The following is a 23,947-nucleotide window of genomic DNA, read 5'->3' on the forward strand; positions in this document are numbered from 1 at the left end:
GCACCGGGGCCTGCGCCCTGCCTTTGCATCTGATCTTTTCTATGAGAGTGGGGAACGTGAACAGGAGAAGGACCTTCGGCACGTGGATGGCCACCGGGCTCGTCGCGGCCGCGGGAGTGCTGGTGACCGGGTCGGTGACGCCGGCCTCGTCCGCGGGTGCGCCCGAAGGGACGCCGCCGGTGCGTACGATCTCGTACAACGCGTGTGGCGCCTACGCGGCGAAGTGCCAGAGCGAGCTGACCCCGGCCGCCTGGACCGAGGGACTGCAGGGGCACGTCACCGACTGGGACGCCGATGTGGTGATGCTCCAGGAGATGTGCAAGGGCCAGTACGACCGGCTGCAGCAGGTCCTGCCCGGATACACGGGCGTGTGGACCAGCACCCAGACCGCTGACGGCTGCGCCAAGTGGGGTGAGGACAAGAGCTTCGGCCAGGCGCTCCTGGTGAAGGCTCCGCGCAGCGAAGTCACCGGGATGTCCGCGGAGCTCACGCCTGCGGGCTTCACCGACGAGAAGCGCTCGGTGGTCTGCGCCAGGGCACCGCTGGACGGGCGTACCGTCCTGGCCTGCGGCACGCACCTGCGGCGTGACGACGCCGCGCAGAACGACACCCCGGCGCTGATGGAGCGGATCGAGGCGTGGTCGAACGGGCTGCCGGTGATTCTGGCCGGTGACTTCAACGCCCGTCCCTCGTACGCGCACATGGACCCGGTCTACGCGGGCCGGCCCGGGACGGTGTCCCTGGCCGAGGCCGACGGCACGGACCAGCAGTACTTCACGGCCGCCTGCAAGACGGCCGGGGCCACGGAGTGCCGCTCCGGCGCGCCGACCCTGGTCGACAGCGAGACGGGCACCAAGTACGTCTCGAAGTTCGACTTCACCTTCTTCACCCGTCAGGACTTCCGGGACCTGCGCAGCGAGACCGTGGAGACCGGGCTGACGAAGGTGAAGGACCACCTTCTGGTCCGTTCCGCCGCGGCGTTCCAGGAGCGGGCGGCGGTACCCGGGGACCTCACCGGCGACGGCGTCCGGGATCTGCTCGCGGTGCAGGACGACGGTTCCCTGCGCCTTTACCCGGGCCTCGGGAACGGGCGCTTCGCCGCCCACCAGGTGATCGGCGCGGGCGGGTTCGCCGGTGCCGATGTGAGCCACCGCGGTGACTGGACCGGCGACGGCCGAGAGGACGTCATCGCACGGATCGGCGACGAGCTGTGGGTCTACCCGAACACCGGGTACGGCCGCCTCGGCGAGCGCGTCCCGATGCGCGACCGTCCGACGGGGTGGGCCCACGCCACCGTCCTCGCCGTCGGGGACGTCGACGGGGACGGGCAGCCCGACCTGGTGGGCCGCAGCACCAACGGCCTCTACCTGCACCGCGGCACGGTCGGCAGGAACCCGGCTCTGCCCCGCGGCGTCGTCGTCCTGGGTGGTGCGGAGTGGTCGGCCGCCGGTCTGCCCGAGATCCTTGCCCCCGGTGATGTGAACGGCGACGGCCGTGCAGACCTGTGGGCCCGTGCCACCGACGGACAACTGCGCCAGTACCTCTCCAACGGCGCCCAGACCCTCGCCGCACCCGGCCCGATCGGGTCCGCTCCCCCGGCCGCCCACCCGCTCGCCGGCACCGTCGGGGACGCCAACGGCGACGGCCGCGCCGACCTGCTGCTCACCACCGCGCCGCAGGGCACCAACACCGGGAATCTGACGTTCCTCCCGGGCGACGCGGCGGGTACCGCATTCGGTACGGCCGTCACGATCGGCGAAGGCGGCTGGCGCTGGATCCAGTCCATGCGCTGACCCACCTTCACCGTGGCACCGGCCCCGTGGGCGACCGGGTGCGCGCGTGGTCTGCGGGAGGTCCTCCCGCAGACCACGCGCACGCTCGCGATCCCCGGGTGGGTCAGCGGCGGAGCTTCAGGCGGTGCACTCCGCCGTCGACCGTGCCGACGTAGAGCGTACGGCCGTCGCGGGCGGCGGCCAGCCTGGTTGTGTCGGTGTTCTGCAGGCCGCTTGAGATGTTCTGCCACGTGAGGCCGTCGTCGGTGCTGCGCAGGACGCCGCGGCCGCCCTGGACCAGGCCGGACGCTCGCGAGCCGGCGGTGGCGGCGTAGAGCGCTCCGCCGACCCTCAGCAGGTCCGAGACGTGGACCGCGAGCGGGCCGGTGTCGGCGGTGCGGAACGTCCTGCCGCCGTCGTCGCTGACCCGGACGGAGGAACCGCCGACGACCAGGCGCCGGCCGTCCACCGCGATCGCGGAGACGGGGCCCTCGGCGACCTTGGTCTTGGTGACGCCGCCGTCGTCCGAGCGGTACAGGCCCGAGGCGTTGCCGAGCCACAGGCGCCGCGGGTCGCGCGGGTCACCGGCCATGGCGTCGAAGGACCGCTCGTGGAAGAGGTTCTTCCACGTCGTGCCGCCGTCGGTGGTCGTGAACAGCCCGTCGCCGAGGATGCTCCGGAAGCCGACGGACACCCGGTCGGGGTCGGCGGGGTGGATCAGGATCGAGGTCGGTACCTCCGACGAGGTGCCCTTGACCTGCCAGGTGCGGCCGGCGTCGGCGCTGCGGGAGACCTCGAAGAGGCCCGTCGCGGTGCGGCGGATCTGCCACACCACCTTGGTGTCCCGGGGCGAGACGGCGATGTGCGAGGTGTGGCGGCCGGTCATGCCCTCGGCACCGGACTTGCCCCACTCGGGGCCGGCGACGGGGATCGAGGTGCGGTAGGTGCCGCTGACCGTTCCGGCGAGCAGCTGGTCGCCGGAGGCCGCGAGGGCGTGGGTGGTCAGGCCCTGGACGCCGATCCTGCGGTAGCCGGTCCCGTCGGCCGTGCCGCGGTACAGGCCGTCCTGTTCGCTGGAGACGGTCACCGAGCCGTCGGCCCAGCGGTCGTAGTCCATCGCGATGGCGGCCTTCGAGGGGGCGGCCAGCGGCTTCCAGGTCCTGCCGTGGTCGCGGCTCACCTGCCCGGCGCCGAAGAGCGCGCGCAGGTACAGGTCGCCGCCGGAGGCGGAGAGTCCGTTGCCGCCGTCCGGCAGGGGCAGCAGGGTGGACCAGGTGCGGCCCTTGTCGTAGGAGCCGCGGACGCCCGTACCGGGGACGTAGGCCGCCACAACGGTGGAGTCGGCCGCCATGCCACGGATGGTGTTCACCGGCTCGTCGAGGACGAGGTGCGCCGTGGCGGGGTCGCCCTTGCCGACGCCGTCGATCCGCCAGACGCCGTCGAAGGTCGCCAGGTACAGGGTGTCGCCGACGAGGGTGGCCTCGCGGACGTCACCGGTGACGCCGGTGGGGTACGTCGCCCAGCGCTCGCCCGCGTCCGTGCTGACCAGCAGCGTGCCGTCGACGATCGCGGCGAGGGTGCGGGTCCTCTCGTCCGCCGTGAACGCGTCGATGTGCGCGTCGGGCACGTCGAGCTTGCGCCAGGTGCGGCCGTTGTCGTCGGTGCGCAGGACCGTGCCGCGGCGGGTGGGGTCGGCGGCGGTGTTCACGGCGTACCACCAGCGGTCGGGGCGGCGGGCGTCGACCACGACCGCTCCGGTGCCGTTGCCGTCGGCGATCGGCAGACGGCCCACCTGGCGCCAGGTGGCGCCGCCGTCGGTGGTCAGCCAGGGGGCGGCCTTGCGGAACTGGGTCACGACGGCCTGCTTCGGGCGTGCGGGCGACAGCGCGAGGTGGCCGGCCTCGCTGTGGGGGCCGACCGGCTCCCAGCGGTTGCGGCGGCTGTCGGCGGGGGTGACCTCGAACGCGCCGGCTCCGGTGATCCGCCGGCCGTCGGTGGTCGTGGCCCGCACGGCCAGCCGGTAGGCGCCGGCCGCCTTCCCGGTCACGTCGGCCTGGTAGTAGCCGGCGCCGTTCATGGTGGTGGGCAGCACGAAGGGCTTGCCGTGCGGCGGGGTGACCGTGATCTGCGGCGGTGCGCCGAGGGCGCTCGGGGCGGCGACGTGCACGGTGGAGCGGCCGTCGCTCGGGTCGGGGGACGCCTGGACGGCCAGGTGCCGGACGACGAGCAGGTACGGCACCCGCAGGGCCGGGCCGCGGTCGGGGGTGGCCGTGATCCGGCCGCTGATCTCGGTGTCGGTGGCCGGGCGGGCGGCGCGCAGGGTGACCCTGACGGTCGCGGACGCCCCGGCGGGGAGGGTGACCCGCGGCGGGGACACGGTGGTGGGGCCGGTGCTGGTGAGGGTGACGGTCAGCGGCTTCCTGCCCGGGTTGGCCAGACGTACCTTCGCGGTGCCGCCGACGGTCCGCTGCGCCAGGTCGGCGAGGCCGAACGACACGGCGGCCGGAGAGGCGCTGAGGGCGGCCGATGCCGCGGCGGCCACGTCGAGCCGCCCGTTGCCCTGGGCGGTGGGGCCGGTGCCGGCGAGCGGCTTCGCGGTGCCGACCAGGGCGGACCTGATCCCGGCGGGGTCCTGGTCCGGGCGCAGTTGGCGCAGCAGGGCGGCGGCTCCGGCGACGTGCGGGCTCGCCATCGAGGTGCCCGACATGCGGTAGACACCGGGCCCGTACATCGACGTGGGGATGGCGGAGCGGATCTCCACGCCGGGTGCGACCAGGTCGGGCTTGAGGCCGAAGCCGGTGCCGGGGCCGCGCGAGGAGAACGAGGCGATCCGGTCGGTGGCGTCGGTGCCGCGCAGGGTGACGGACACCTTCCCGGCGGCCAGTTCACGGCTCAGCTGGGCGTACTGGGTGGTGTCGATGCCCATGACGACCAGGCGGTCCATGCGCAGCGAGTCGCCGGAGGCCGCGGTCCGGTCGAAGTCGGGGCGGGCGGGGGTCGCCCGGGCCCCGACGGTTCCGGGGGTGGCGGCGAGTACGGGTCCGGAGCCGGCGGGGAGGCCGCCGAGCACGGCGAGCGCGCCGCGCTTCTCCGCTTCGCGGGCCCAGTCGATGTCGTACTGGCTCAGGACGTCCGTGACGGGCGGGACGAGGATGTCGGCGCGCAGGATCTTGCCGCGTACGTCACCGACCCGCTTCCAGTCCTCGGCGGTGCCGGCGCCGACGTCCACGAGCGGTGCGGTGACCGGTTTCCGGGGCGGGTTCGCGGACAGGATGCCGCGGTAGGTCTGGATCAGTTCGGGTTCCTTGCCCGCCAGGTACGCGCTGGGGGTCCGGATGCCGCTGGTGGAGGCGCCGACGGCGATGACGCCGTCGGCGGAGGCCGGGGTGCTGACCGTGCCGCTGCCGGGCCCTGCGTTGCCCGCCGCGGCGACGACGACCACTCCGGCGCGTACGGCGGCGGTCGCCGCGCGGCCCAGGGGGTCCGTGCCGTCACCGGGGCCGCCGAGGCTCAGGTTGACGACGTCGGCCGGGTGGGGGTTGGCCGGGTCGGCCGCCGCCTCGATGCCGGCGATGATGTCGGAGGTGTAGCCGCTGCCGTCGGCGCCGGTGACCTTGTAGGCCAGCAGGCGCGCGTCGGGCGCCATGCCGGTGACGCCGCCCTTCCCGGCCGCCTTGCCCGCGATGATGCCCGCGACGTGCGTGCCGTGGCCGTTGTCGTCCATCGGGTCGGCGTCGTCGTTGGCGAAGTCGAAGCCGCCGACGACCTTGTGGCCCTTGCCGAAGCCTGCGCCCAGGTCGGGGTGGCCGTGGTCCACGCCGCTGTCGATGACCGCCACCACGGTGCCCTTGCCGGTGGCCTGCACCCCGGCCGGGTCCTTGCGCTGCCACACCTCGGGGGCGCCGGTCAGCGCCACGCTGGTGTCCGTCTGGACCTGCATGCGGGTGTCGGGCCGGACGGCGGTGACGCCCGGCAGGGCGGCCAGACGCGCCGTCTCGGAGGCGGGCACCGTCATCGCCACGGCGTTGACGAGGAGGCCGAGTTTGCGGGGTGCGGCGGGGTGCAGTCCGGCTTTCCGTACCGCCTGGACGAAGGCGTCCTGCCGTGCCACCAGGGCCCGCCGGGCGTCGCCGACGGCGCCGTCGGTGCGGGCGGCCGCGGAGGTGAGCGAGCCGCCCGGTGCGGCCGCGACGGCGGCCTCCCCGGACAGCTCGACGATGACCCGCTGGTTCGGGTCGGGTGACGTCGCGGTCGCGGTGCCGGGTATCGCGGTCAGCGTCCCGGCGAGCGCGACGGTGGTGACCGCAACGGCCGCCAGGCGTCGGATACTTCGTGGGTTCTTGGCCATGGGGAAAGTCCTAACGTCGAAGTCACTCTCCGTACAACGGATCTTGGAGGCCTCTTGCTGCCGCTGGCACAAGTGGGCCAGGATCCGCATATGACGCACGAGCTCACCGCGGCAGGCATCGATCCGTTCGACGAGAGCGTCTACCGGGCGGTGTTGACCCGCCGCACGGCGGTCCCGAGCGAGCTCGCCGCCGACCTCGGCTGCTCACCTCTCCGCGCCCTCAGGGCGCTGGACCGGCTGCACGACCACGGTCTGGTGGGGCGGCTCGCGGGGGTCCGCCGCCGGTACGCGGCGATCGAGCCGACGGCTGCGGTCGAGTCCCTGGTGCGGACCAGGGCGGCGGAGCTGGACCGGGTGCGTTCGGCGGCGGGCGAGCTGTCCCGCCTCTTCGCGGCGGCCCAGGCCGGCACCGCCGGGGAGGACCAGGTGGAGATCGCCACCGGCCGCGAGGCGCTCGGCCGCTGGTTCGTCCGCCTCCAGCAGGAGGCGCGCGAGGACGTCATGACGCTCGACCGGCCCCCGTACGCGCTGACCACCGCCAACCCGGTGGAGAGCACGGCGCTGGGGCGCGGGGTGCGCTATCGCGCCGTGTACGCCCCCGAGGCGCTGGAGTGGCCGGGGGTCCTGGAGGACATCCGCGGACTCGTGCGCCGCGGCGAGCAGGCCCGGGTGATGCCGGGCCTGCGGATCAAACTGGCCATCGCGGACCGCCGGATGGCGCTGATGCCGTTGTCCCTGGACCTCGACGGCGTGCGGGCCGCGGTCATCCGCCCCTCCACGCTGCTGGACGCCCTCACCGACTACTGGGACCTGTGCTGGAAGCAGGCCCTGCCGCTCGACGCCCCCGCCGAGGACCCGCTCGGTGAGGAGGACCGCCTGATGCTCACCCTGCTGGTCAGCGGCCTCAAGGACGAGGCCATAGCCCGCCAGCTCGGCTGGTCGGTCCGCACCATGCGCCGGCGCATGAGCCGCCTCCACGAACTCCTGGGCGCGGTGAACCGCTTCCAGGCCGGTGTCATCGCGACCCGCCGCGGCTGGATCTGACCCGCCGCCGGACCGGGGGCGGCCCCGTGGGGCCGGCTCCCAGCCGCCGGCCGGCGGCGGTGGCTCCGGCGGGCACGCTGTGCGACCCGGCGGCACGGACGCCGTCGTCACAGGTGGTCCGCCAGCTCGCGTGCCACGTCCTCGGGCCGCCTGCCGGCGGTCCAGACGTGGGTCCCGAACTCCGGGCCGGTCAGTGTCTCCAGGCAGCGCGACAGCTGGCGGCCCTCCCAGCTCAGCTCGCCCCATTCGTCCGGGGGTTCCCGCCGTTCGGCCATGCGCCGCCGCAGGCGGTCCCGGATGGTCGCCGGGTCGGCGAGCAGGGTGAAGTGGCGCACGTCCAGACCGCCGCGGCGCAGGCCGCCGACGAGCTGCTCGAACACCGGCAGCCGGGACACCGTCATCGGGACGACCACGGGCCGGCCGTAGGTACGGGCGCACCGCTCGACCAGCAGGCGGGTCAGGGGCGCCCAGAGCGGCTCCAGTTCGAACTCCTCCTGCCTGAGCCCGGTCGGCAGCCGCCGCCAGATCAGGTGCCCGACGTCCTCCGGGTCCACCACCAGGGCACCGGGCAGCAGTGCCGCCAGGTGGCGCGTGACGGTGGTCTTGCCGCAGCCGAACGGCCCGTTCACCCAGACCACCGGGGCGCCCCCGGCCCCGGCGGGGCTCACGGCAGGATCTCGTAGCCGTAGAGGGCCCGGTACATCGCGCTCTGCGCCTCGTCGTCGAAGACCGTGCGCACCGGTCCGTCCCCGTCACTGAAGAGGTAGCGGGGCAGCCGGAAGGCCCACAGCTGGGTGAACACGGTGGAGTACGCACCACAGTTGAGGAGGAGCAGTGTCCGGTTGTCCGGCGTGTCCGGCAGCGTCGCGCTCCGGCAGACCAGGGCCGGGGCGCAGGTCGAGTCGCCGACGTCGAACGTGGCCCAGGGCGCGTCCGGGGCGGGCAGCACGGTCGGCAGGGGGTGGTAGGTGACCTCGGCCATGTCGATCAGCACGTTCGAGCCGATCTCGGTGATCAGGTACCGGTGGTCGCCGTTGCGCTTCTCGGCGGTCACCCGGGTCAGGCCCACGGCCGCGTCGGCGGTGAGGAAGCGGCCCGGTTCGATGTGCAGGACGAACGGGTAGCCGATGCGGTCCAGTTCCTCCTTCGCGACGGCGGCGAAGTCCTCGGGTCCCAGGCCGGAGCGGCGCAGGAGGAAGCGGGTCTCCAGGCCGCCGCCGATGTCGACGATCTCGAAGCGCAGGCCCAGTTCGCGGTCGACGGCCCGGGCGACGTCCGCGACGCCGGCGAGGATCGCGCGGTACTTGGCGGGCTGGGAGCAGTGCGTGACCTGGTGGGCGTGCAGGGCGACGACGTCGACCTCGGGGGCGTCGAGGGCGGCGCGCGCCAGCCGCAGGAAGTCCCCGCCCTCCCAGTCGACGCCGAGCTTGGAGGAGGGGGTGATGTAGATGCCCTCGTGGTCGACGGGGGGCGTCACCCGCAGTCCGACGCGGGCCCGGACGCCGTGGCGGCGGCAGGCGGCGGTGAGGGTGGCCAGGTCCTCCAGGCAGTCGAGGACGGTCAGTCCGACGCCGGCGGCGACGGTGGCGTCGGCGTACTCGGGGCTGCGGCCGACGCCGTTGCTGACGATGTCGGCGGGGGCGAAGCCGGTCTGGAGGGCGATCTGGAGCTCCAGCGCGCTCATCACCTCGGCGCCGGCGCCGGCCTCGCTCAGGACGGCGAGGCACTCCTTGACGTAGCAGGCCTTGATCGCGGCGAAGGTGCGGTGGCCGGGGAAATGCGCGCGGTAGGCGCCGTCGACGGCCCGGTAGTTGGCGCGGACTCGGTCGCCGAAGTACCAGATCAGGGGCGCGCCGGCGCGGGTGAGCAGGTCGTGAGCGTCGTGGCCGTGGACGCGGAGCCGGCCGTGGTCGTCGTAGTGGAGGTGGTCGAGGAGCTCGTGCACGGCCGGGACCTCGTACTGTTCGAGGCCGATGAGGTCGCGGGCGCGCACGCGGGAGGCGTCGTGGGCGATGGCCATGGTGGGGTGGGGTCCGTTCCTGTGGGTCCGCTGCTGTCGGTACGGCCGGGCGTCAGAAGAGCTCGACGAAGCGGGCGGGGTAGGTGGCGCGGTCGTAGCGCAGCACGAGCACGGAGTAGCGCAGGTGGCGGCGCAGCCGGTTGGAGGCCCGGCGGACGGCGGTGAGGCGCTCGGTCATCGCCGCGCGGACCGCCGGGTCGGTGACGCCGGACTGGGCGCACGCCCGGTCGACGGTGGAGGCGCAGTAGTGGGCGATGTCGTCCTCGGTCTCCAGGACAGGCACGTGGCGGGTCTCGTGGAGCACGTCGAAGCCGCGGTAGAGGGACATCGCCTCGTGGTAGCCCTCCATCGGGCTGGTGATGCCGAAGACCTCGCGGCGCAGGTCCTCCGCCTCGGCCGGCAGCGGTTCGTCGGCCCAGAACGGGGAGGCCAGCAGCAGGCCGCCGTCGGTGAGGAAGCCGCCGAGCCGGCGGGCCATGGCGGCGGGTTCGGGGAAGAACCCGAGGGCGGCGCCGACGACCACGTGTGTGAAGCGGCTGCGGGGTTCGGCGGTGGCGCCGTCGGCGGTGAAGTACTCCAGGCGCAGGGCGGGGTCGACGGTCTGGTGGTTGTAGCGGGCGATGCGCACCGAGTCGTCGCTGAGGTCGAAGCCGGTGGCGGAGCAGCCGGTGAGCCGGGCGAGTTCACGCGAGGAGAACCCGGTGGTGCAGGCCACCTCCAGGACCGAGGAGGAGGCGTCCACCCGGCCGAAGGTGGCCCAGGCGTTGAGGGTGGCGTGGGAACCCGGCGGCACGTTGGTCTGGTTGACCATGGCGACGAAGTCGGTGTAGCTCGCGTCCCGCACGTCGGCGGGGGTGCGCGGGACCCTGGCCAGGGGCCAGGTGGGGAGGGCGCGGAGCGGGGTGGTCACGTCGTGGTCCTTTCGTACGTCCTGCACAGGGCGGGCGGAACGGCGCCGGGGCCGCTCCGGTTCAGTCCTTGGTGGCGGTGACGGTGAAGCTGAGCGGGAAGGGGTCGCCGGGGATGCGGTAGAAGCCCGGCCGGTCCGCCGGGACCAGCCAGGGCAGCGGCTGCCAGGGCAGGACCGGGTGCTCGTCCATGCCGGTGATGCGCAGGCCGGCGCCGGCCAGGGCGGAGACCACCTCGGAGAGGGGGTGGTTCCACCGGTACTGGGGCAGGCCCAGCGTCGCGGAGGTGTCCACGTACGTGCCGGCCTCCTCGTCGACGACGGGCGCGCCGTGCCGGAAGTACGGGTTGCGCGGCCGGTAGCCGTCCTTGCCGGGCTCGTCGTCCCAGACGAACAGGTGGGGGTGGCCCTCGGCGAGGAAGAACACCCCGCCCGGGCGCAGGTGGCGGGCGATGGTGCGGGCCCAGGCGGTCAGGTCCGGCAGCCACATCAGGACGCCCCAGGAGGTGAAGCAGACGTCGAAGGTGCGGCCGAGGTCGAGGGCGCCGACCTCGGCCTGCTCGAACCGGGCGGGCAGGCCGGTCTCGGCGGCCAGGGCGCGGGCCCGCCCGACGGCGGCGGCCGAGAAGTCGACGCCGACGGCCTCGGCGCCCAGCCGGGCCCAGGACAGCGTGCCCAGGCCGAAGTGGCACTGGAGGTGCAGCAGGCTGCGGCCGGCGGGGTCGCCGACGCCGGCGCGCTCGATGTGGTCCAGGGCCAGGCCGCCGGCGCGGAAGCCGGCCAGGTCGTACCAGTCGCTGTCGGCGTGCAGCGGTACGCGGGCGTCCCACAGTGCTTCGTTGGCGGACAGCCAGGGGGCGTGGGCGGTGGTGGTCATGGCTGGGGGCGCTCCTGGGTGGGTGTCATGGCCGGGCTCCTGTCCGGTGGTGGTCGTACGCGGCGGCGCGCAGGCTCGCCAGGCGGGTGAGGCCGAGTCCGACGCCGACGCACGGCGGGACGCCGGCGGCGAAGGTCTCCAGGACCTCGGAGTAGTCGCGGTGGACGGGGTGGGGGTCGTCGGCGAACTGGGCGGCGAGCCGGCGGGCGAGCCGGTCCGGATCGCGTTCGTTGGCGCTGATCTCGGCGAGTTCGACGCCGTCGACCGAGAGCCAGACCCGGCGTGCGGCCCGGCCCTCCCCCGCGATGAACGGCGAGGCGGGACCGGGGATGCGGTGTACGAGCGCCACGCCGGGGAGCCGGTGGCGGTAGACGCTCCGCCACAGCCGGTGGGCCAGGGCGTGCGGGTCGGCGGACCGGCGCGGGCCGGGGCCGCCGGCCCGGGACGCGAGCCGGTGCAGGGCGGCGGTGTCGTCCGGGTGCACCCCGGACGTCTCGGCGAAGGCCTCGTCGAACGTGGTCCAGCGGGGCCTGCGCGGGTCGCCGAGGACGTCCGCGACCAGGTCGGCGACCAGCTCGGCCATCGTGTCCAGGCGCAGGTCCGCGGCGTACGCCTCCAGCATCGCGAACTCCTTGGCGGCGGCGCCGCGCAGCGGTTCGTTGCGGAAGCTGGGCCCGATCTCGTAGACGCGGGTACGGCCCTCGGCGAGACGGCGCAGCAGGTCGAGCTCGGTGGTGACCCGCAGGTAGAGCGGCCGGTCCCGGTCGGCCTGGCGGGTGGCGAAGGGGCGGGCCCGGCCGCCGAAGTAGCTCTCGGTGAGGAGGGGCGAGGCCGCCTCGGCGAACCCGAGGCGGGTCAGCCGGGGCCGCAGCAGGGCCGCCACGGGCAGCTCGCCGACCGGGTCGGGGCCGGCAGGACGCAGCGGACTCGCCGAACGGGCGGGCCGGTGCCGCAGCACCTCGTCGACGGAGAGGACGGCCGCGCCGGGTCGGGACCGCCCGCCGAGGCCGCGCACGGCCAGCAGGTCGCCGGGGCGGATGCGGGCCGGTCCGCCGGCCGGGAGGGACAGCTGGACGGTCCGGCCGGCCCAGGCCAGATCAGCGAAGGTCGCCCCGCGGTGGCGGCGCACGGCCGTGACCCGGCCGCCGAGACGGCGCTCCTCGCCGGGCGCGGGCGGCTCCCGGTGCCAGTCGGCGAGGGGCAGCGGTTCCTCGTCGTCGTCCGGGGCGCCGGCTCCGGGTGCGCGGTCGGGGGCCCGGCCCGTCCCGGGGAGGCGTACGAGCGGGTCGTCGGCGCCGGTGAGGCCCAGCAGCAGGGCCTGCGCGCCGGCCGCCCGGGAGTCGGTGAGCCAGGCCAGGCGGCGCACGAGGTGGCGCCGGGCGGCGGCGTCGGCGGCCGGCAGCCGGTGCAGCAGGTGGCGGGCGGCCACCGCGGCCATCGTCGGAACCCGGCAGCCGAGCCGGCCCCCGAGCACCCGGACGGCCTCGGCCAGCGCGACGGGGTCCGCGGGCCCGTCCGGCCAGGGCGCGCCGGGACAGGCCGCGGCGAGCGCCAGCCGGAACACGTCCTCCTCCGGGGCGCCGTGGGCCGAGGCGGGACGCAGGGCGGCCGGCAGGGGGGTCCCGGGGAGGGCGGTGTGCAGCGGCACGCGGCGGTGCGGGCCGTCGAGGGCCAGCCCGGCGAGGCCGGCCAGCAGCCCGCGCGCGGTCTCCCGGTCGACGGGCGGCGTCGCGCCGCCCAGGGCCGTGGTCGCGGTGGCGAGCAGGTCGGGGCCGAGGTCCCCCGCGCCGGCGGGCGGTTCGGCGGCCGCCGCGGCGGGCCCGGTGCTCGCGGCCGGGTCCGGAACGTCTCGGGTACGGGCGGCCGTTCGCTCGTACCCGGCGGCGCCGGGAAGGTCCCGGGCGCGGGCGGGCGGTCCGGCGTGCGTGGCGGCGGCGGCAGCGGCGAGGTCCGTGAGGGCGCCGTGCCGGGCGGGCGGGTGGGGGGCCGCCGCGGCCGTGCCCTCCGCGGCCGAGGGCGCCCGGCCGGCGGGGGTGTCCGTGCCGCCCGCGGCGTGCGGCGCGGGCGGTGCGTGCGGCGCGGGCGGTGCGTGCGGCGCGGGCGGTGCGTGCGGCGCGGGCGGTGCGGACCGCTCCCACCAGCGCACGGGGGCGTCGGCGGGGCCGTGCGGCCACACGAACTTCAGCGCCTCGACGTCCTGGGCGGCGAGTTGGGCGTCGTAGGGGCGGCCGCCGGCGGCGTACCGGTCGCGGATGTCCTCGCGGACGCTCTCCGCGATGACGGCGCCGCGCGGGCTGGCGTGCCGGTCGAAGGCCTCCACCGGCTGGAGCAGCACGAAGGTGGACGCGGAGCCGAAGGTGTGGCGGGGTGACTCGGGCCCGTACGAGGCGGCGAAGACCAGCGCGAACCAGCGGGTCCCGAAGGCCCGGAACCACCAGTGCTCCGCCTCGGCGCCCTCCAGCCCGGCGAGGCCCGGGTCGCCGTCGGCGGTGAGCACGCCCGCCAGCACGGCGCGGGTGGTGGCGGCGACGGCGGCGGAAGTGGCCCCGTGCGCGGGGTCGGTCAGCTCGACGACGAACCCGTCGAGGCGGTCGGCGGCCGCGCGGGCGGTGAAGGCGCGAAGGGCGGGTCCGGCGGCCAGACCGGCGGCGTACGCGTCCGGTCCGTGGTGGGCGGGCATGCCGACGAGCCGGGAGCGGCGGGCGAAGGTGCACTCGGCACGGTCCTGCACCGTGCGGAACGCGTCGGCCGAGTCGGCCGGCGCCGGGACGTGCGGGCAGACGGGCACGGGGACGGGTCCCGGGACCGTGGGCGGCGCGGCGAGGGGCGCGGCGGTGGTCGGCTCAGGCACGGCCCGCCACCTGGTGGTCGAGGTACGTGCGGGACGGCTGGGGGCCGTCGGCGAGCTGGTACTTGCCGTCGTAGAGGCGGATCGCGCCCACCGGCTGCCAGAAGGTGACCTGGGCGATCAGCATGCCCGGCCGGATGCGCACCGGCAGGGTCGCGTACAGCTGGAGCGTGGAGTGGCCGACGAAGCCGATGTCGATGAGGTCCGCGGTGACGTGCACGAACAGGCCCATGCGCGCGGTGCCGGACTTGGCGTGGATCAGCGGGACGTAGTGGTCGCTGCCGATGGTCTCGGCGGTCTCGGCGAGCACGAACTCACCCGGCGCGAGTTCGAGGCCCTCCTCGGGTATCTCGCGCACCTCGTGGGCGGCGGGCCGGCGCGGGTCGAGCACGTCGTCGGTGTAGACGAGCACCCGCCGGCCGAGCGCCAGGTCGTAGGAGTTGGTGGTGCAGCGGGCCGGGTCGAACGGGGAGATGACGATGCGTCCCCGGTCGACCTGCCGCGCCACCTCGTCGCCGGTGAGGATCACAGCCGGTCTCCGATCGCGGACTCGTGGGGTTCGTTGAAGCGGGCGTAGAGGGCGGGCGTGGGCCGCACCCGGCCCTGGTTCTGCCAGAAGGACACCTGGCCGACGGTCATGCCCGGGTAGATCCGCAGCGGGCGGGTGGCGACCATCTCCAGCGTCCAGCGGTGGCAGGAGGTGGTGTGCCCGAGATCGGCGGAGACCTGGAGGAACAGCCCGAGGCGGCCCATCGAGCTGCGGCCGATCAGCGACATGGCGTACGTGTCGCTGCCGATGACCTCCTCGGTGTGGCCGAGGTACATGCGGCCGGGGGCCAGCACGTAGCCCTCCTCCGGGAGTTCGAAGGCGAGCCAGCTGCGGGTGGTCTCGTCGAAGCTCTTGACGGTGCTGCCGAGGCGGTAGTTGTAGCTGTTGGGGTTGACCGCCTCGGTGCGGAAGGGCGTGATGACGATGCGGCCGGCGGCGTGCTCCTCCTCGATGCGGGGTCCGGTGAGGATCATGCGGCGCTCCGGTGGCCGGTGCTCAGCGGCAGGCTGCGGGCGGACCGCAGGACGCGGGAGGGCTTCCACCGCACCCCGTCGGGGTGGACGGCGAGGGCGGCGGGGTGGGCGGCGTACTGCTCCAGCACGATCCGCGCCTGGAGGCGGGCCAGGGCGGCGCCGAAGCAGGCGTGCGGGCCGTGGCCGAAGGCCAGGTGCGGCTGCGCGGCGCGGGCGGGGTCGAAGCGCTCGGGCCGGTCGAAGGCGCGCGGGTCCCGGTTGGCCGAGGCCAGCAGCAGCACCACGCGGCGGCCGCGCTCGACGGGGACTCCGGCGACCTCGGTGTCGGCCAGGGCCGTCCGGGCGGTGATCTTCGAGGGCCCGTCGGTGCGCAGCACCTCCTCGACGAAGGCGGCGGCCGCGCGGGGGTCGCGGGCCGCGGCCGCCGCGGACGCGGGATGGGCGGTGGCGGCGAGGAGCAGCGCGGTGATCAGGTTGGTGGTGGTCTCGTGTCCGCCCAGGAGCAGGGAGACGCAGTTGGAGACGATCTCGTCGGTGGTCAGGCGGGAGCCCTCCGCCTCGGCCCGGACCAGGCCGGAGACGACGTCGTCGGCGGGGCGGGCGCGGCGTTCGGCGACCACGGCGGTGAAGTAGTCCCACAGCGCGTGCCAGGCGGCGGCGATGCGGGTGACGTCCTCGGGACCGGGGTCGGGTTCGACGATCCTGATCAGGTCGTCGGACAGGCCCTTGAGGAGGTCCTGGTCGGCGGCCGGCAGGCCGAGCAGGGCGCAGATGGTGAGGACGGGCAGCGGGAAGGCCAGGCCGGTGACCGCGTCGCCGCCGCCCTCGGCGGCGAGCCGGTCGAGCAGGGAGCGGGCGGTGGCGGCGGTGCGGTCCTCCAGGGCCGCGACGCGGCGCGGGGTGAAGGACTTGGAGAGCAGGGAGCGCAGCCGGCGGTGGTCGGCGCCGTCGGCGTACAGCGCCCACGAGGCGACGGGGGCCAGGGCGGGGCGCAGGGCGGGGGGCAGGTCGTCGAGGAAGTGGCCGGCGGAGGGCGCGCAGCCGAAGGCCGGGTCGCGCAGGACGTGCCGCACCTCGGCGTACCGGGGCAGGACGAGACGGCCGCTGCCGAGGTCGGGGCAGTCGATCGCGGTGCCGCCCCGGGCGAGGGCGTCCAGGTGGGGTGCGGGGTCGTCGGCGTCGAGCGCGGCGAGCACCAGCTGCTGACGGGTCATGGCGGTCGGCCTCCTCATGCCGGACGGGGAGTCTGGTGGGTCTGGATGGTCTGGTGGTTCCGGTGGGGCCGTTCGGCCGCCGGGGACGGCCGGGAGCGGCCGGCGGGCAGGCCGCGGTCGGCGGCAGACCGGGTGGCGCGGGCCCGGGCGAACAGTCCCGCGGCGGTGATGCGGTCGGCCAGGTGCGTGCTCTCCTCGGCCGGGCCCCCGTACAGGCGGCTCTCGCCTCGCACGTCCATCTCGATGTAGGCGGTGATGATCTGGTCGAGGGTCAGGTGCGGCAGCAGCTCCGCGATGACGGACATGCCGTAGTCGATGGAGTGGGAGTCCCCGGGCAGCAGGTACGTGGCGTACTCGCCCGGCGGGACGTCGAGCCGGAAGGACTGCCAGCCGTCGCGGCGCTGCCGGCGCCAGACGTCGAGGGCGGCGGCGCGGATCTCGCCGGAGGGCAGGGCGGCCAGCCGGCCGAAGGCGCCGGGGGCCGTGCCCGGGTCGTGGTGGCGGACGTGCGGCAGGCCCGCGGGCACGCTGTGCAGGAACTTGGAGACGCAGGGGGCGATCTCCTCGGGCTCGGTCGGGGTGTGCAGCCGGTTCGCGAAGACGGTGTCCCCGAACTCGCGCCGCACCTCGGTGCGGATGGCCGTGCAGCGGGCCACCACGTCCGCCGTGCCGGCCCCGCCCGCACTGACGTCGGAGTCGGCCGCCGCCACGACGGTGACCTCGCTGGTGCCGCCGGTCATGTAGTGCAGGGTCAGCTGGTGGGCCACCGGGTAGGCCCCGACGGCGAGTTTGGGCCAGACGTCCTCGACGTCGGTGGCGTCGAGGACGACCGGGTAGCGGGTCACCACGCGCAGCCGTTGGCGCTGGATGAGCCGGTCCAGGTGGGCGCGCAGGCCGGGCAGGAGGCAGCCGTCCGGCTTGAGCAGCAGGACGCTGTACGGGCCGTCGGCGCGGTCGGCGGTGCGGTCGTGGGTCATGGGATGGTCCCTCGTTCGGTGGAGCGGGTGCCGTGGCGTCAGACGGCGGAGCCGAAGGCGTGGGTGGCCCGGGCACGAGCGGTGAGCACCCGGAAGGCGACGAGCGCGGCGGCGAGCCAGCCGGCGCCGGTGAGCAGGGCCCACAGCGCGGGGGCGGCAACGGCCCCGGCGGGGTCTCCGTCGGCGAGGGCGCGGACCGCGGCCAGGCCGTGGGTGGGGGGCAGCGCGGCGGCTGCCGCTCCGACCCAGCCCGGCCAGAAGTCCACGGGGACCTCGGCCCCGCACACGGCCATCAGCAGCAGGAAGGAGGCGTTGAACACGATGTTGCGGGCCTCCGGCGCGACGAGCACGAAGGCGCCCACGAACAGCCCGAGGCAGTACGTCGTGGCGGCGGTGAGCACCACGAGCACCAGCAGGGCGGGCACCCGGCCGGGCGGCCAGTGCACGCCGAAGGCGGGGCCGACGGCGAGGAGCGAGACAGCGGCCGTGGCCGAGCCGCTGACCGGCCACTGGAGGCTGCGGCCGACCATCACCCAGCCCAGTTCGCCGGGTGCGGCCGCGAGCAGGGGCAGGGTCCCGTGGCCGCGTTCCCAGCCGGTGGACACGACCACGGTCATGGCCTCGATGACGCAGGCCATGACGGCGTTGCCGATGACCAGGTAGCGGGTGTGGGCCGGGGAGCCGAGCAGGTGGCCCACCAGGCCGAAGAAGCAGACCTGGCTGAGCATCCGGGTGAGCCAGCCGAAGGTCCAGCTGGTCCAGGTGTAGGAGGCGCGGAAGTCGGCGTAGGCGTTGGCCGCGCTGTGGCCGACGATGCGGGCGGTCCGCGCCAGGGCTGCCGGCGCCGCCGGGGCCGTGGTCGCCTGGGGTTGCATGGTGGTCTGCCTCCTCAACTCTGGGCGAGGGTGCCGGTGGTTCGCACGCGGCGGAGCATCCGGCCGATCAGGTACGTGCCGGTCAGCCCGCCGGCGAGGCCCAGGACCGCGACGGCGGCGAGCGCGGTGAGCGGCTCCACCGGGTCGGCCGGGGCGAGCGCGGCGCGCAGCAGCCGGGCGCTCCAGGACAGGAACACCACGTCCGACAGCGGGCGCAGCCACTCCGGCAGGAAGGTCACGGGCACCAGGACGCCGCCCAGCAGGTAGAACGGGAAGCTGAGCGCGTTCTGCAGCACGCGCGCCGAGGGGGCCAGCACGAACAGGGCGGACACGCAGCTCGCGGTGCCGGCCATGGCCGCGGCGGAGAGGAGCACAGCGGCCGTGAACAGGGCCGGGTGCTCGATGCGTACGGTCAGGCCGAAGACCCCGTACGCGACCAGCCAGGCCTCGGCGAACGACAGGGCGCTGAGCAGGGTCACGGCGGCGATGCGGACGTTGACCACCAGCGGGTAGCGGGCGGGCGAGGCCGCCATCGCCTCCAGCGTGCCCTGGTCGCGCTCCTGGCTGACGAGTTCGCCGGCGCACTGGAGGGCCAGTGACCACAGTGCCATCAGGGCCGGCGCGAGGACGGCGTACCCGGCGAGGTCCGGGCGGCCGGCCTGGACCTGGATGGCGAGGAAGACCAGCGTGTAGAGGGGTGTGGTGACGAAGACGTGGGCGATGTCGGGCGTGCGCAGGGTCATCAGCAGCTGGAGGCGGAAGACGGTCCACAGGGGCAGCGGGCTCATCGCGTCACCCGCATGCCCCGGCCGCCGCCGATCAGCCGCAGGTACACCTCGGCCAGTCCGGGTCGTACGGTGCCCAGTTCGGTGACCCCGGACCGGACCAGGACCTCCAGGACCGCGCTGACGGCGGCACTGCCCAGGACGTCCACGCGGACCAGCGCGCCGTCCTCGTCGAGGTCGAGGCCGACCACGTCGGGCAGGAGGCGGATCGCGTCGAGGGCCTCGCCGGGCACGTGGCGGGCCTCGATGCGCTCGTGCGCGTTGAGCCGCGCGGCGAGGGCGCCGGGCCGGTCGGTGGCGATCACCTCGCCGTGGTCCATGAGCGTGACCCGGTCGCAGACGGCCTCGGCCTCGGCCATGTCGTGGGTGGTGATGAGGATGCTGCGGCGTTCGGCGCGCAGTTCGCCGACCAGGATCCGGAAGTCGAGGGCCGCGGCGGGGTCCATGCCGGTGGTGGGCTCGTCGAGGAGCAGCACCCGGGGATCGCTGATCAGGCCCCGGGCGAGGTGCAGCCGCTGCTTCATGCCGCGGGAGAAGCCGTCGACGCGCTCGTCGGCGCGGTCGGCGAGCCCGACGCGGTCGAGGAGTCCGGCGATGCGGTGCCGCAGCGCGGAGCCGTACAGCCCGTAGAGGGCGCCCCACAGCTGGAGGTTCTGGCGGGCGCCGAGCCGTCCGTACAGGCCCCGGTCGCCGCCGAAGACGATGCCGACCAGGGGTTTGACGGCCCGCGGGTCGGCGGCGACGTCGTGGCCGAGGACGCGGGCGGTGCCGCCGGTGGGGGTGAGGACGGTGCTGAGGATCTTGCACAGGGTCGTCTTGCCGGCGCCGTTGGGGCCGAGCAGGCCGCGCACCTCGCCCTCCTCCACGGTGAGGTCGACCCCGCGCAGTGCGGTGACCTCCTCGCGCGGGCCGCCGCGCCGGGGGCGGTACGAGCGGGTCAGGCCGCGGACGTCGATGGCGGCGCTCACGCGTCGGTCCCCGGGGTGAGGCGGGCGAGGGCGGTCGCGTGCAGCGCGGGGTCGACCAGTTCGCCGGCGACGAGGAGGAAGGAGCCGACGGGGGTGTGGGCGAGGACGGCCTCCGCGGTCCCGTCGGGGGTGGTGCCGGAGGGCGCCGCGTCCAGGACCAGCCGGTCGGCGGGGGCCCGGTCGGCCCCGGTGTCCAGGAGCATGCCCCAGACCGGGAACCCGGCGTCCAGGCGGGACCGGACGCCGTCCGGCTCCGGGCGGGCCGGGGCGGCCTCGCGGCGGGCCCGCTCCAGCAGGGCCAGCGGGCCGAGCGAGCCGGCCAGGGCGTCCAGCGCGGGGTGCGGGGCGTGCGCGGCCACCAGCGCGAACAGCTCCTGGGCCTCGGGAGCGAGGCGGAACGAGGCCAGGGCGTCGGCCACGACCGCGGTGTCGTCGAGCTCGCCGGCGTCGAGGAGGGTGAGGACGTCCACGGCGTCCTTCGCGTGGAACTCCCGCTGGATCCGCTCCTCCACGACGGAGAGCAGGTCGGCGAGGGCCTGCGGGCCGGGCAGGAGGGCGCGCAGCGGGAGGGCTCCCAGGTCGCCGTAGAACGCGGCGGTGCTGAGCTCGACGCGCAGCTCCTGTTCCAGCAGGGGGTCGGGCGAGGGCCAGGCGAGGGTGAGCAGGACGTGGAGGCGGCCCGTCCCGTCCGTGACGAGGGTCAGTTCGTGCGGGGTGGCCCCGTGCCCGGCGGTCAGGCTCCGGGCGGCGGCCCACAGGTCCTCCTGCGCGGGCAGGACCACGTCGAGGTCGCCGACCGGGCGCACCACGCCGGCCGGGTAGCGCGCCGCGAGCGAGGGGCCCTTGACGACCCGGCCGCGCGGGGCGGCCTCGGCCACCGCCGCGCGGAAGCGGGCGTAGCGCGCCGACCGGACTCGGGCGCGGGCGAGCTCGTCCGTGCTGCCGGTGCCCAGGGGGGTGCCTTCGCGGGCGGCGACGGAGATGACCAGTTGGGGCAGGGTCGCGGAGACCTCGCGGGCGGTGGCGACCAGTTCGCGCCCGTCCTCGTGGTCCGGGACGCCGAGGAGTGCGTGGAGGAGGGCCAGGTCCAGGCGGTCGCCGGGGCTCGTGGTGGTCATCGCGGGGTTCCGTTGCTGGTCGGGGAAGTGGTCGGGGTGGAACGGGCGGCGGGCGCGGCTGCCGTGCCGCTCCGGGGGCCCGCCGTCGGGGGGCGGTGGTCCACCGGGGCCGTCCAGTAGGCGTGGTCGGTGTGCCAGCCGCGGGCGAGGAGGGAGGTGAGGGCCCGGGAGGCGGTCTCCTCGGCGCGGTGCACGACGTGCCCGAGCAGCGGCAGGCGGAGTCCGGCGGCCCGGTCGGCCGCGGCGCCCACCAGGGCGTCGCGGCAGTCCGCCGCGCGGGGCGTCGCCGGCTCGACCAGGACGTCCCACAGCTCCGCGGAGGGGCGGTCGGTGACGGCGTCGCGGGCGCCGGTGAGCAGGACGGCGTGGCCCACGGGCCGGTCGTCGAGCAGTCCGACGAGCAGGGCCAGGCCGGGTTCGCCGAGGACCGCGTCGACGGCCTCCGCCACCGCCCCGTGGGGTGCGGGCAGCCCCTGCTCCGCGGCGCCCTGGCGGACGGCACGGGCCATCCAGTCCCGGACGGCGGGCAGCAGCGCGTCGTCGGCCGGGACGATGCGCAGCCCGGCGGGGCGGGGCGCGTCCGGCAGCGGGCCGGTGCGGCGGATGTACGTCACCGACCGCCGCCAGGGCGGCGGCAGGACGGTGTCCGCGGGCGTGCGGACCTGGACGCGGCAGGCTCCGGGATGGGCCGGGAACCCGTCCGCGGTGGTGGCCTCCCGCACGTCCGGCACGTCGGACGCGTGCGGGTCCCCGGGTGTCTGCGTCGCACCGGCCCCGCCGGTCCCGCAGGTCGTACCGGCCGTACCGGTCGCCGCAGACGCGCCGGGACCGGTGGCCGCCCGCCGCGGATCCGGGGTGGCGGGTGCGACCGGTGCGTCCAGGTCCGCGAGGACGGACTCCAGCGTGCCGTCGGTGAGGGCGCCGGGGTCGGCGTACTCGACCAGCACGCCGCGCAGGCCGGTCAGCGGGTCGGTGCTCGTCCCCGCGACGACCCGGTGGCCGCCGCGCCGCACGACGAGTCCGGCTGCCTCCGCCGCGGCCCAGTAGGCGGGGGACGGTGCGTCGTCGGACGGTGCGGAACGGTCCGGTAGGGAGCGGTCCGGGGCGGTGGTCATCGGGTTCCCTCCGGTCGTACGGTCACCAGCAGGCGCTGCGTCACGTCCGCCGCGGCGGTGCGGATCTGCCCGGCCGTCACGGCCCGCAGCGCCGCGGTCTCGGCGTCCAGGGACCACGGCCGGGTGCCCGCGGCGGTGCGGTCCGCCGTCAGGCGGGCGTGCTCCAGCGGCTCCTCGGTGTCGAGCAGCAGGCTCATCTCCGCCTGGCGGCGCGCGGCCGCGAGGTCCTCCGGGGCGGGCCCGTCGGCGGCCAGGCCGGCCAGCAGGCCCCGTACGGTGCCGACGACCTCGTCCGCCTGCTGCGGGGAGGTGCCCACGAGCACGCGCCAGGCCCCGGCCTCGCGGTAGCCGCGGTCCCAGGCCTGAAAGGCGTACGACAGCTGCCGCTCGCCGCGCAGGGCCCGGTAGAGCAGGGACGAGGGGCTGGAACCGAGCAGCTGCGCCAGGACGGTGTAGACGGGCCGCAGCGCCGAACCCGCCTCGGGCGAGCGGGCACCGAGGCACACCCAGCAGTAGTCCGCGTCCAGCGGCCAGGCGGCGACCGCGCCCGGTCCGGGCTCCGGCGCGGGCAGGGCCGGGGCCTTCGCTGCGGGGCGGGTGCCGCGCGGCAGGCCGGCCAGCACTGGGGGCAGGCGCGGGCCGACGACGACGAGGGTGCTGGGCGCGCTCACGAGGGCGGTGTGGGCGGCCCGTACGTCTGCCAGGGTGACCGCGCGCAGCTGCTCGGGGTCGCCGCCGACGGGCCGGCCCAGGGGGTGGCCGGGGAACAGGGCGCCGAGGACGGCGTCCTGGACGACGTCGGCGGGGTCGGCCGCGGCCGCGGCGAGCTCCTGGAAGACCACCTCGCGCTCGTCGTCGAGCGCGGCGGCGGTGAAGTCGGGTGCGGTGAAGGCGCGCAGCAGCAGGCCCGCGACCTCGTCGGCGTCGTCGGCGTGGACCTGCGCGTAGTAGAGCATCTGCTCCAGGCCGGTCTCGGCGTTGGTGCGCCCGCCGAGCCGCTCGACGCGCTCGCTGAAGGAGGCTCCGCCCGCCATGGGCACGGACATCACGAGGTGTTCGAGCAGGTGGGCCGCGCCGCCCCGGTCGGCCGGGTCGTCGCGCGAGCCGGAGGCGACGGCCAGGCAGAGGCTGGTCGTACGGAGCCGCTCGTCGATCACGGGGATCAGGGACATCGGCGCTGTGGTGCCGGGGGGCATGGGCCACCTTCCTTGGAGGGGCGGGGCGGCCGCCGCAGCCGGGTGGCTGCGGCGGCCGCTCCGGTCAGCCGGGGCGTCAGCCCTTCTTGACGACCTTGTCGAGGCGCGGACGGAGACCGACGGCGTGGTTGCGGTTCATGTGAATTCCCCTTTCGGGAGGGTGTGTTGTGTCGTCCGGGGCGATCGCTCCGGACACCGAGAACGCTAGGCGGAGCGCGATGGACGGCCGATGGACGGCGGTTCGACGTGCACGGACCGCGGCCGCGGAGCGGTCGTAGATCATTTGTAGAGCGGGGTGGCCGGGGCGCCTGGCAGAGTTCCCCGCGTATCCCCCGCACCTGGGACGGAAGGCCCCTCATGACCCACCGATTCACGTCCACCCGCCGCTCGAAGACCGTGTCGGCGGCGGTTTCCCTCGGCGCCGCGGCGGCCCTCGCCGCCGGCGTGGGGCTCTGGACGGCACAGGCCTCGGGGCAGTTCCCGGCCCGGCCGGACACCCCGTCCGTCACGGTCGCCGGGAGCATCGTCCCGTCGTGGAACAACACCGGGTCCTCGATCCACCCGCCGGAGGCGCAGTCCTGACCGCTCCGGGCGGGCTCGCGACGGCGAAGGGGGGGGGGGGGGGGGGCGCGGGGGGGGGGGGCCCCCCCCCCCCCGCGGGGGGGGGGGGGGCGCCCCCCCCCCCCCCCCCGGGGGGGGGCGCGCGCCCCCCCCCCGGCGGGGGGGGGGGGGGCGGGGGGGGGCGGGGGGGGGGGGGGGGGGGGGGGGGGCCCCCCCCCCCCCCCCCGCCCACGCTCGCGATCCCCGGGTGGGTCAGCGGCGGAGCTTCAGGCGGTGCACTCCGCCGTCGACCGTGCCGA

19 protein-coding genes are annotated in these 23,947 nt (G+C 75.8%); 3 read left to right on the forward strand and 16 right to left on the reverse strand.

Annotated features, from left to right (window positions below; all coding sequences use genetic code 11):
* Positions 1–56 precede the first annotated feature (56 nt).
* Positions 57–1,793, forward strand: a complete 1,737-nt coding sequence (locus ACIQUQ_RS33380) for an FG-GAP-like repeat-containing protein (protein ID WP_403983592.1) — start codon at positions 57–59, stop codon at positions 1,791–1,793.
* Positions 1,794–1,896: 103 nt separating this feature from the next.
* Here the strand turns inward: ACIQUQ_RS33380 and ACIQUQ_RS33385 are convergent, their stop codons facing one another.
* A complete protein-coding gene (locus ACIQUQ_RS33385; protein WP_403983594.1) occupies positions 1,897–6,120 on the reverse strand; it encodes a S8 family serine peptidase in 4,224 nt (1,407 codons plus the stop codon).
* A gap of 90 nt (positions 6,121–6,210) precedes the next feature.
* Here ACIQUQ_RS33385 and ACIQUQ_RS33390 point away from each other — a divergent pair, with 90 nt between their 5' ends.
* Positions 6,211–7,164 (forward strand): hypothetical protein, encoded by a 954-nt coding sequence (locus ACIQUQ_RS33390; RefSeq protein WP_403983596.1) that lies wholly within the window; start codon positions 6,211–6,213, stop codon positions 7,162–7,164.
* 107 nt (positions 7,165–7,271) lie between these two features.
* Here the strand turns inward: ACIQUQ_RS33390 and ACIQUQ_RS33395 are convergent, their stop codons facing one another.
* From ACIQUQ_RS33395 to ACIQUQ_RS33465, 15 genes are all read right to left on the reverse strand, one after another.
* The gene (locus ACIQUQ_RS33395; protein ID WP_403983598.1) at positions 7,272–7,832 is read right to left on the reverse strand and encodes an AAA family ATPase; all 561 of its coding nucleotides are present in this window, start codon (positions 7,830–7,832) and stop codon (positions 7,272–7,274) included.
* Positions 7,829–9,184 carry a diaminopimelate decarboxylase family protein gene (locus ACIQUQ_RS33400; protein ID WP_403983600.1) on the reverse strand — a complete coding sequence of 452 codons (1,356 nt, stop codon included), beginning with the start codon at positions 9,182–9,184 and terminating at the stop codon, positions 7,829–7,831. The genes ACIQUQ_RS33395 and ACIQUQ_RS33400 overlap by 4 nt, the downstream gene beginning before the upstream one ends.
* Before the next feature lie 52 nt (positions 9,185–9,236).
* Complete coding sequence (locus ACIQUQ_RS33405) at positions 9,237–10,094, reverse strand: class I SAM-dependent methyltransferase (RefSeq protein WP_403983602.1); 858 nt, start codon at positions 10,092–10,094, stop codon at positions 9,237–9,239.
* A 61-nt stretch (positions 10,095–10,155) separates the two neighbouring features.
* On the reverse strand, positions 10,156–10,968 hold the full coding sequence (locus ACIQUQ_RS33410) for a class I SAM-dependent methyltransferase (protein ID WP_403983604.1): 813 nt from the start codon (positions 10,966–10,968) through the stop codon (positions 10,156–10,158).
* 25 nt (positions 10,969–10,993) lie between these two features.
* Entirely contained in the window at positions 10,994–13,819 is a 2,826-nt protein-coding gene (locus tag ACIQUQ_RS33415) for an amino acid--tRNA ligase-related protein (RefSeq protein ID WP_403983606.1), read from the reverse strand.
* Positions 13,812–14,345, reverse strand: a complete 534-nt coding sequence (dcd, locus tag ACIQUQ_RS33420; protein WP_030198075.1) for a dCTP deaminase — start codon at positions 14,343–14,345, stop codon at positions 13,812–13,814. Before dcd ends, ACIQUQ_RS33415 begins: the two co-directional genes overlap by 8 nt.
* Positions 14,342–14,839: a dCTP deaminase domain-containing protein gene (locus ACIQUQ_RS33425; protein ID WP_403983608.1), complete on the reverse strand. Its 498-nt coding sequence runs from the start codon at positions 14,837–14,839 to the stop codon at positions 14,342–14,344. Before ACIQUQ_RS33425 ends, dcd begins: the two co-directional genes overlap by 4 nt.
* Positions 14,836–16,053 (reverse strand): cytochrome P450, encoded by a 1,218-nt coding sequence (locus ACIQUQ_RS33430; RefSeq protein ID WP_403983610.1) that lies wholly within the window; start codon positions 16,051–16,053, stop codon positions 14,836–14,838. The genes ACIQUQ_RS33425 and ACIQUQ_RS33430 overlap by 4 nt, the downstream gene beginning before the upstream one ends.
* A 14-nt stretch (positions 16,054–16,067) precedes the next feature.
* A complete protein-coding gene (locus ACIQUQ_RS33435) occupies positions 16,068–17,030 on the reverse strand; it encodes a hypothetical protein (RefSeq protein WP_403983612.1) in 963 nt (320 codons plus the stop codon).
* A 38-nt stretch (positions 17,031–17,068) separates the two neighbouring features.
* On the reverse strand, positions 17,069–17,905 hold the full coding sequence (locus tag ACIQUQ_RS33440; RefSeq protein ID WP_403983614.1) for an ABC transporter permease: 837 nt from the start codon (positions 17,903–17,905) through the stop codon (positions 17,069–17,071).
* Between the two features lie 14 nt (positions 17,906–17,919).
* Positions 17,920–18,693: an ABC transporter permease gene (locus tag ACIQUQ_RS33445; RefSeq protein ID WP_403983616.1), complete on the reverse strand. Its 774-nt coding sequence runs from the start codon at positions 18,691–18,693 to the stop codon at positions 17,920–17,922.
* Positions 18,690–19,658, reverse strand: a complete 969-nt coding sequence (locus ACIQUQ_RS33450; protein WP_403983618.1) for an ABC transporter ATP-binding protein — start codon at positions 19,656–19,658, stop codon at positions 18,690–18,692. Before ACIQUQ_RS33450 ends, ACIQUQ_RS33445 begins: the two co-directional genes overlap by 4 nt.
* On the reverse strand, positions 19,655–20,776 hold the full coding sequence (locus tag ACIQUQ_RS33455; RefSeq protein WP_403983620.1) for a hypothetical protein: 1,122 nt from the start codon (positions 20,774–20,776) through the stop codon (positions 19,655–19,657). The genes ACIQUQ_RS33450 and ACIQUQ_RS33455 overlap by 4 nt, the downstream gene beginning before the upstream one ends.
* Positions 20,773–21,891: a hypothetical protein gene (locus ACIQUQ_RS33460; RefSeq protein WP_403983622.1), complete on the reverse strand. Its 1,119-nt coding sequence runs from the start codon at positions 21,889–21,891 to the stop codon at positions 20,773–20,775. The genes ACIQUQ_RS33455 and ACIQUQ_RS33460 overlap by 4 nt, the downstream gene beginning before the upstream one ends.
* Complete coding sequence (locus tag ACIQUQ_RS33465) at positions 21,888–23,063, reverse strand: M16 family metallopeptidase (RefSeq protein ID WP_403983624.1); 1,176 nt, start codon at positions 23,061–23,063, stop codon at positions 21,888–21,890. Before ACIQUQ_RS33465 ends, ACIQUQ_RS33460 begins: the two co-directional genes overlap by 4 nt.
* 381 nt (positions 23,064–23,444) lie before the next feature.
* Between ACIQUQ_RS33465 and ACIQUQ_RS33470 the strand changes: the two genes are divergently transcribed.
* Positions 23,445–23,669 (forward strand): hypothetical protein, encoded by a 225-nt coding sequence (locus tag ACIQUQ_RS33470; RefSeq protein WP_403983626.1) that lies wholly within the window; start codon positions 23,445–23,447, stop codon positions 23,667–23,669.
* The last annotated feature ends 278 nt before the right edge of the window (positions 23,670–23,947 follow it).

The organism is Streptomyces sp. NPDC101118, from assembly GCF_044759445.1.
Lineage (GTDB): Bacteria > Actinomycetota > Actinomycetes > Streptomycetales > Streptomycetaceae > Streptomyces.

Excerpts from the sequence above, each read along its gene's own strand:
- ACIQUQ_RS33465 (WP_403983624.1), bottom strand. The coding sequence starts at position 23,063 with ATGTCCCTGATCCCCGTGATCGACGAGCGGCTCCGTACGACCAGCCTC.
- ACIQUQ_RS33385 (WP_403983594.1), bottom strand. The coding sequence starts at position 6,120 with ATGGCCAAGAACCCACGAAGTATCCGACGCCTGGCGGCCGTTGCGGTC.
- ACIQUQ_RS33390 (WP_403983596.1), top strand. The coding sequence starts at position 6,211 with ATGACGCACGAGCTCACCGCGGCAGGCATCGATCCGTTCGACGAGAGC.
- ACIQUQ_RS33455 (WP_403983620.1), bottom strand. The coding sequence starts at position 20,776 with ATGACCACCACGAGCCCCGGCGACCGCCTGGACCTGGCCCTCCTCCAC.
- ACIQUQ_RS33430 (WP_403983610.1), bottom strand. The coding sequence starts at position 16,053 with ATGACCCGTCAGCAGCTGGTGCTCGCCGCGCTCGACGCCGACGACCCC.
- ACIQUQ_RS33425 (WP_403983608.1), bottom strand. The coding sequence starts at position 14,839 with ATGATCCTCACCGGACCCCGCATCGAGGAGGAGCACGCCGCCGGCCGC.
- ACIQUQ_RS33435 (WP_403983612.1), bottom strand. The coding sequence starts at position 17,030 with ATGACCCACGACCGCACCGCCGACCGCGCCGACGGCCCGTACAGCGTC.
- ACIQUQ_RS33460 (WP_403983622.1), bottom strand. The coding sequence starts at position 21,891 with ATGACCACCGCCCCGGACCGCTCCCTACCGGACCGTTCCGCACCGTCC.
- ACIQUQ_RS33440 (WP_403983614.1), bottom strand. The coding sequence starts at position 17,905 with ATGCAACCCCAGGCGACCACGGCCCCGGCGGCGCCGGCAGCCCTGGCG.
- ACIQUQ_RS33400 (WP_403983600.1), bottom strand. The coding sequence starts at position 9,184 with ATGGCCATCGCCCACGACGCCTCCCGCGTGCGCGCCCGCGACCTCATC.
- ACIQUQ_RS33410 (WP_403983604.1), bottom strand. The coding sequence starts at position 10,968 with ATGACCACCACCGCCCACGCCCCCTGGCTGTCCGCCAACGAAGCACTG.
- ACIQUQ_RS33470 (WP_403983626.1), top strand. The coding sequence starts at position 23,445 with ATGACCCACCGATTCACGTCCACCCGCCGCTCGAAGACCGTGTCGGCG.
- ACIQUQ_RS33445 (WP_403983616.1), bottom strand. The coding sequence starts at position 18,693 with ATGAGCCCGCTGCCCCTGTGGACCGTCTTCCGCCTCCAGCTGCTGATG.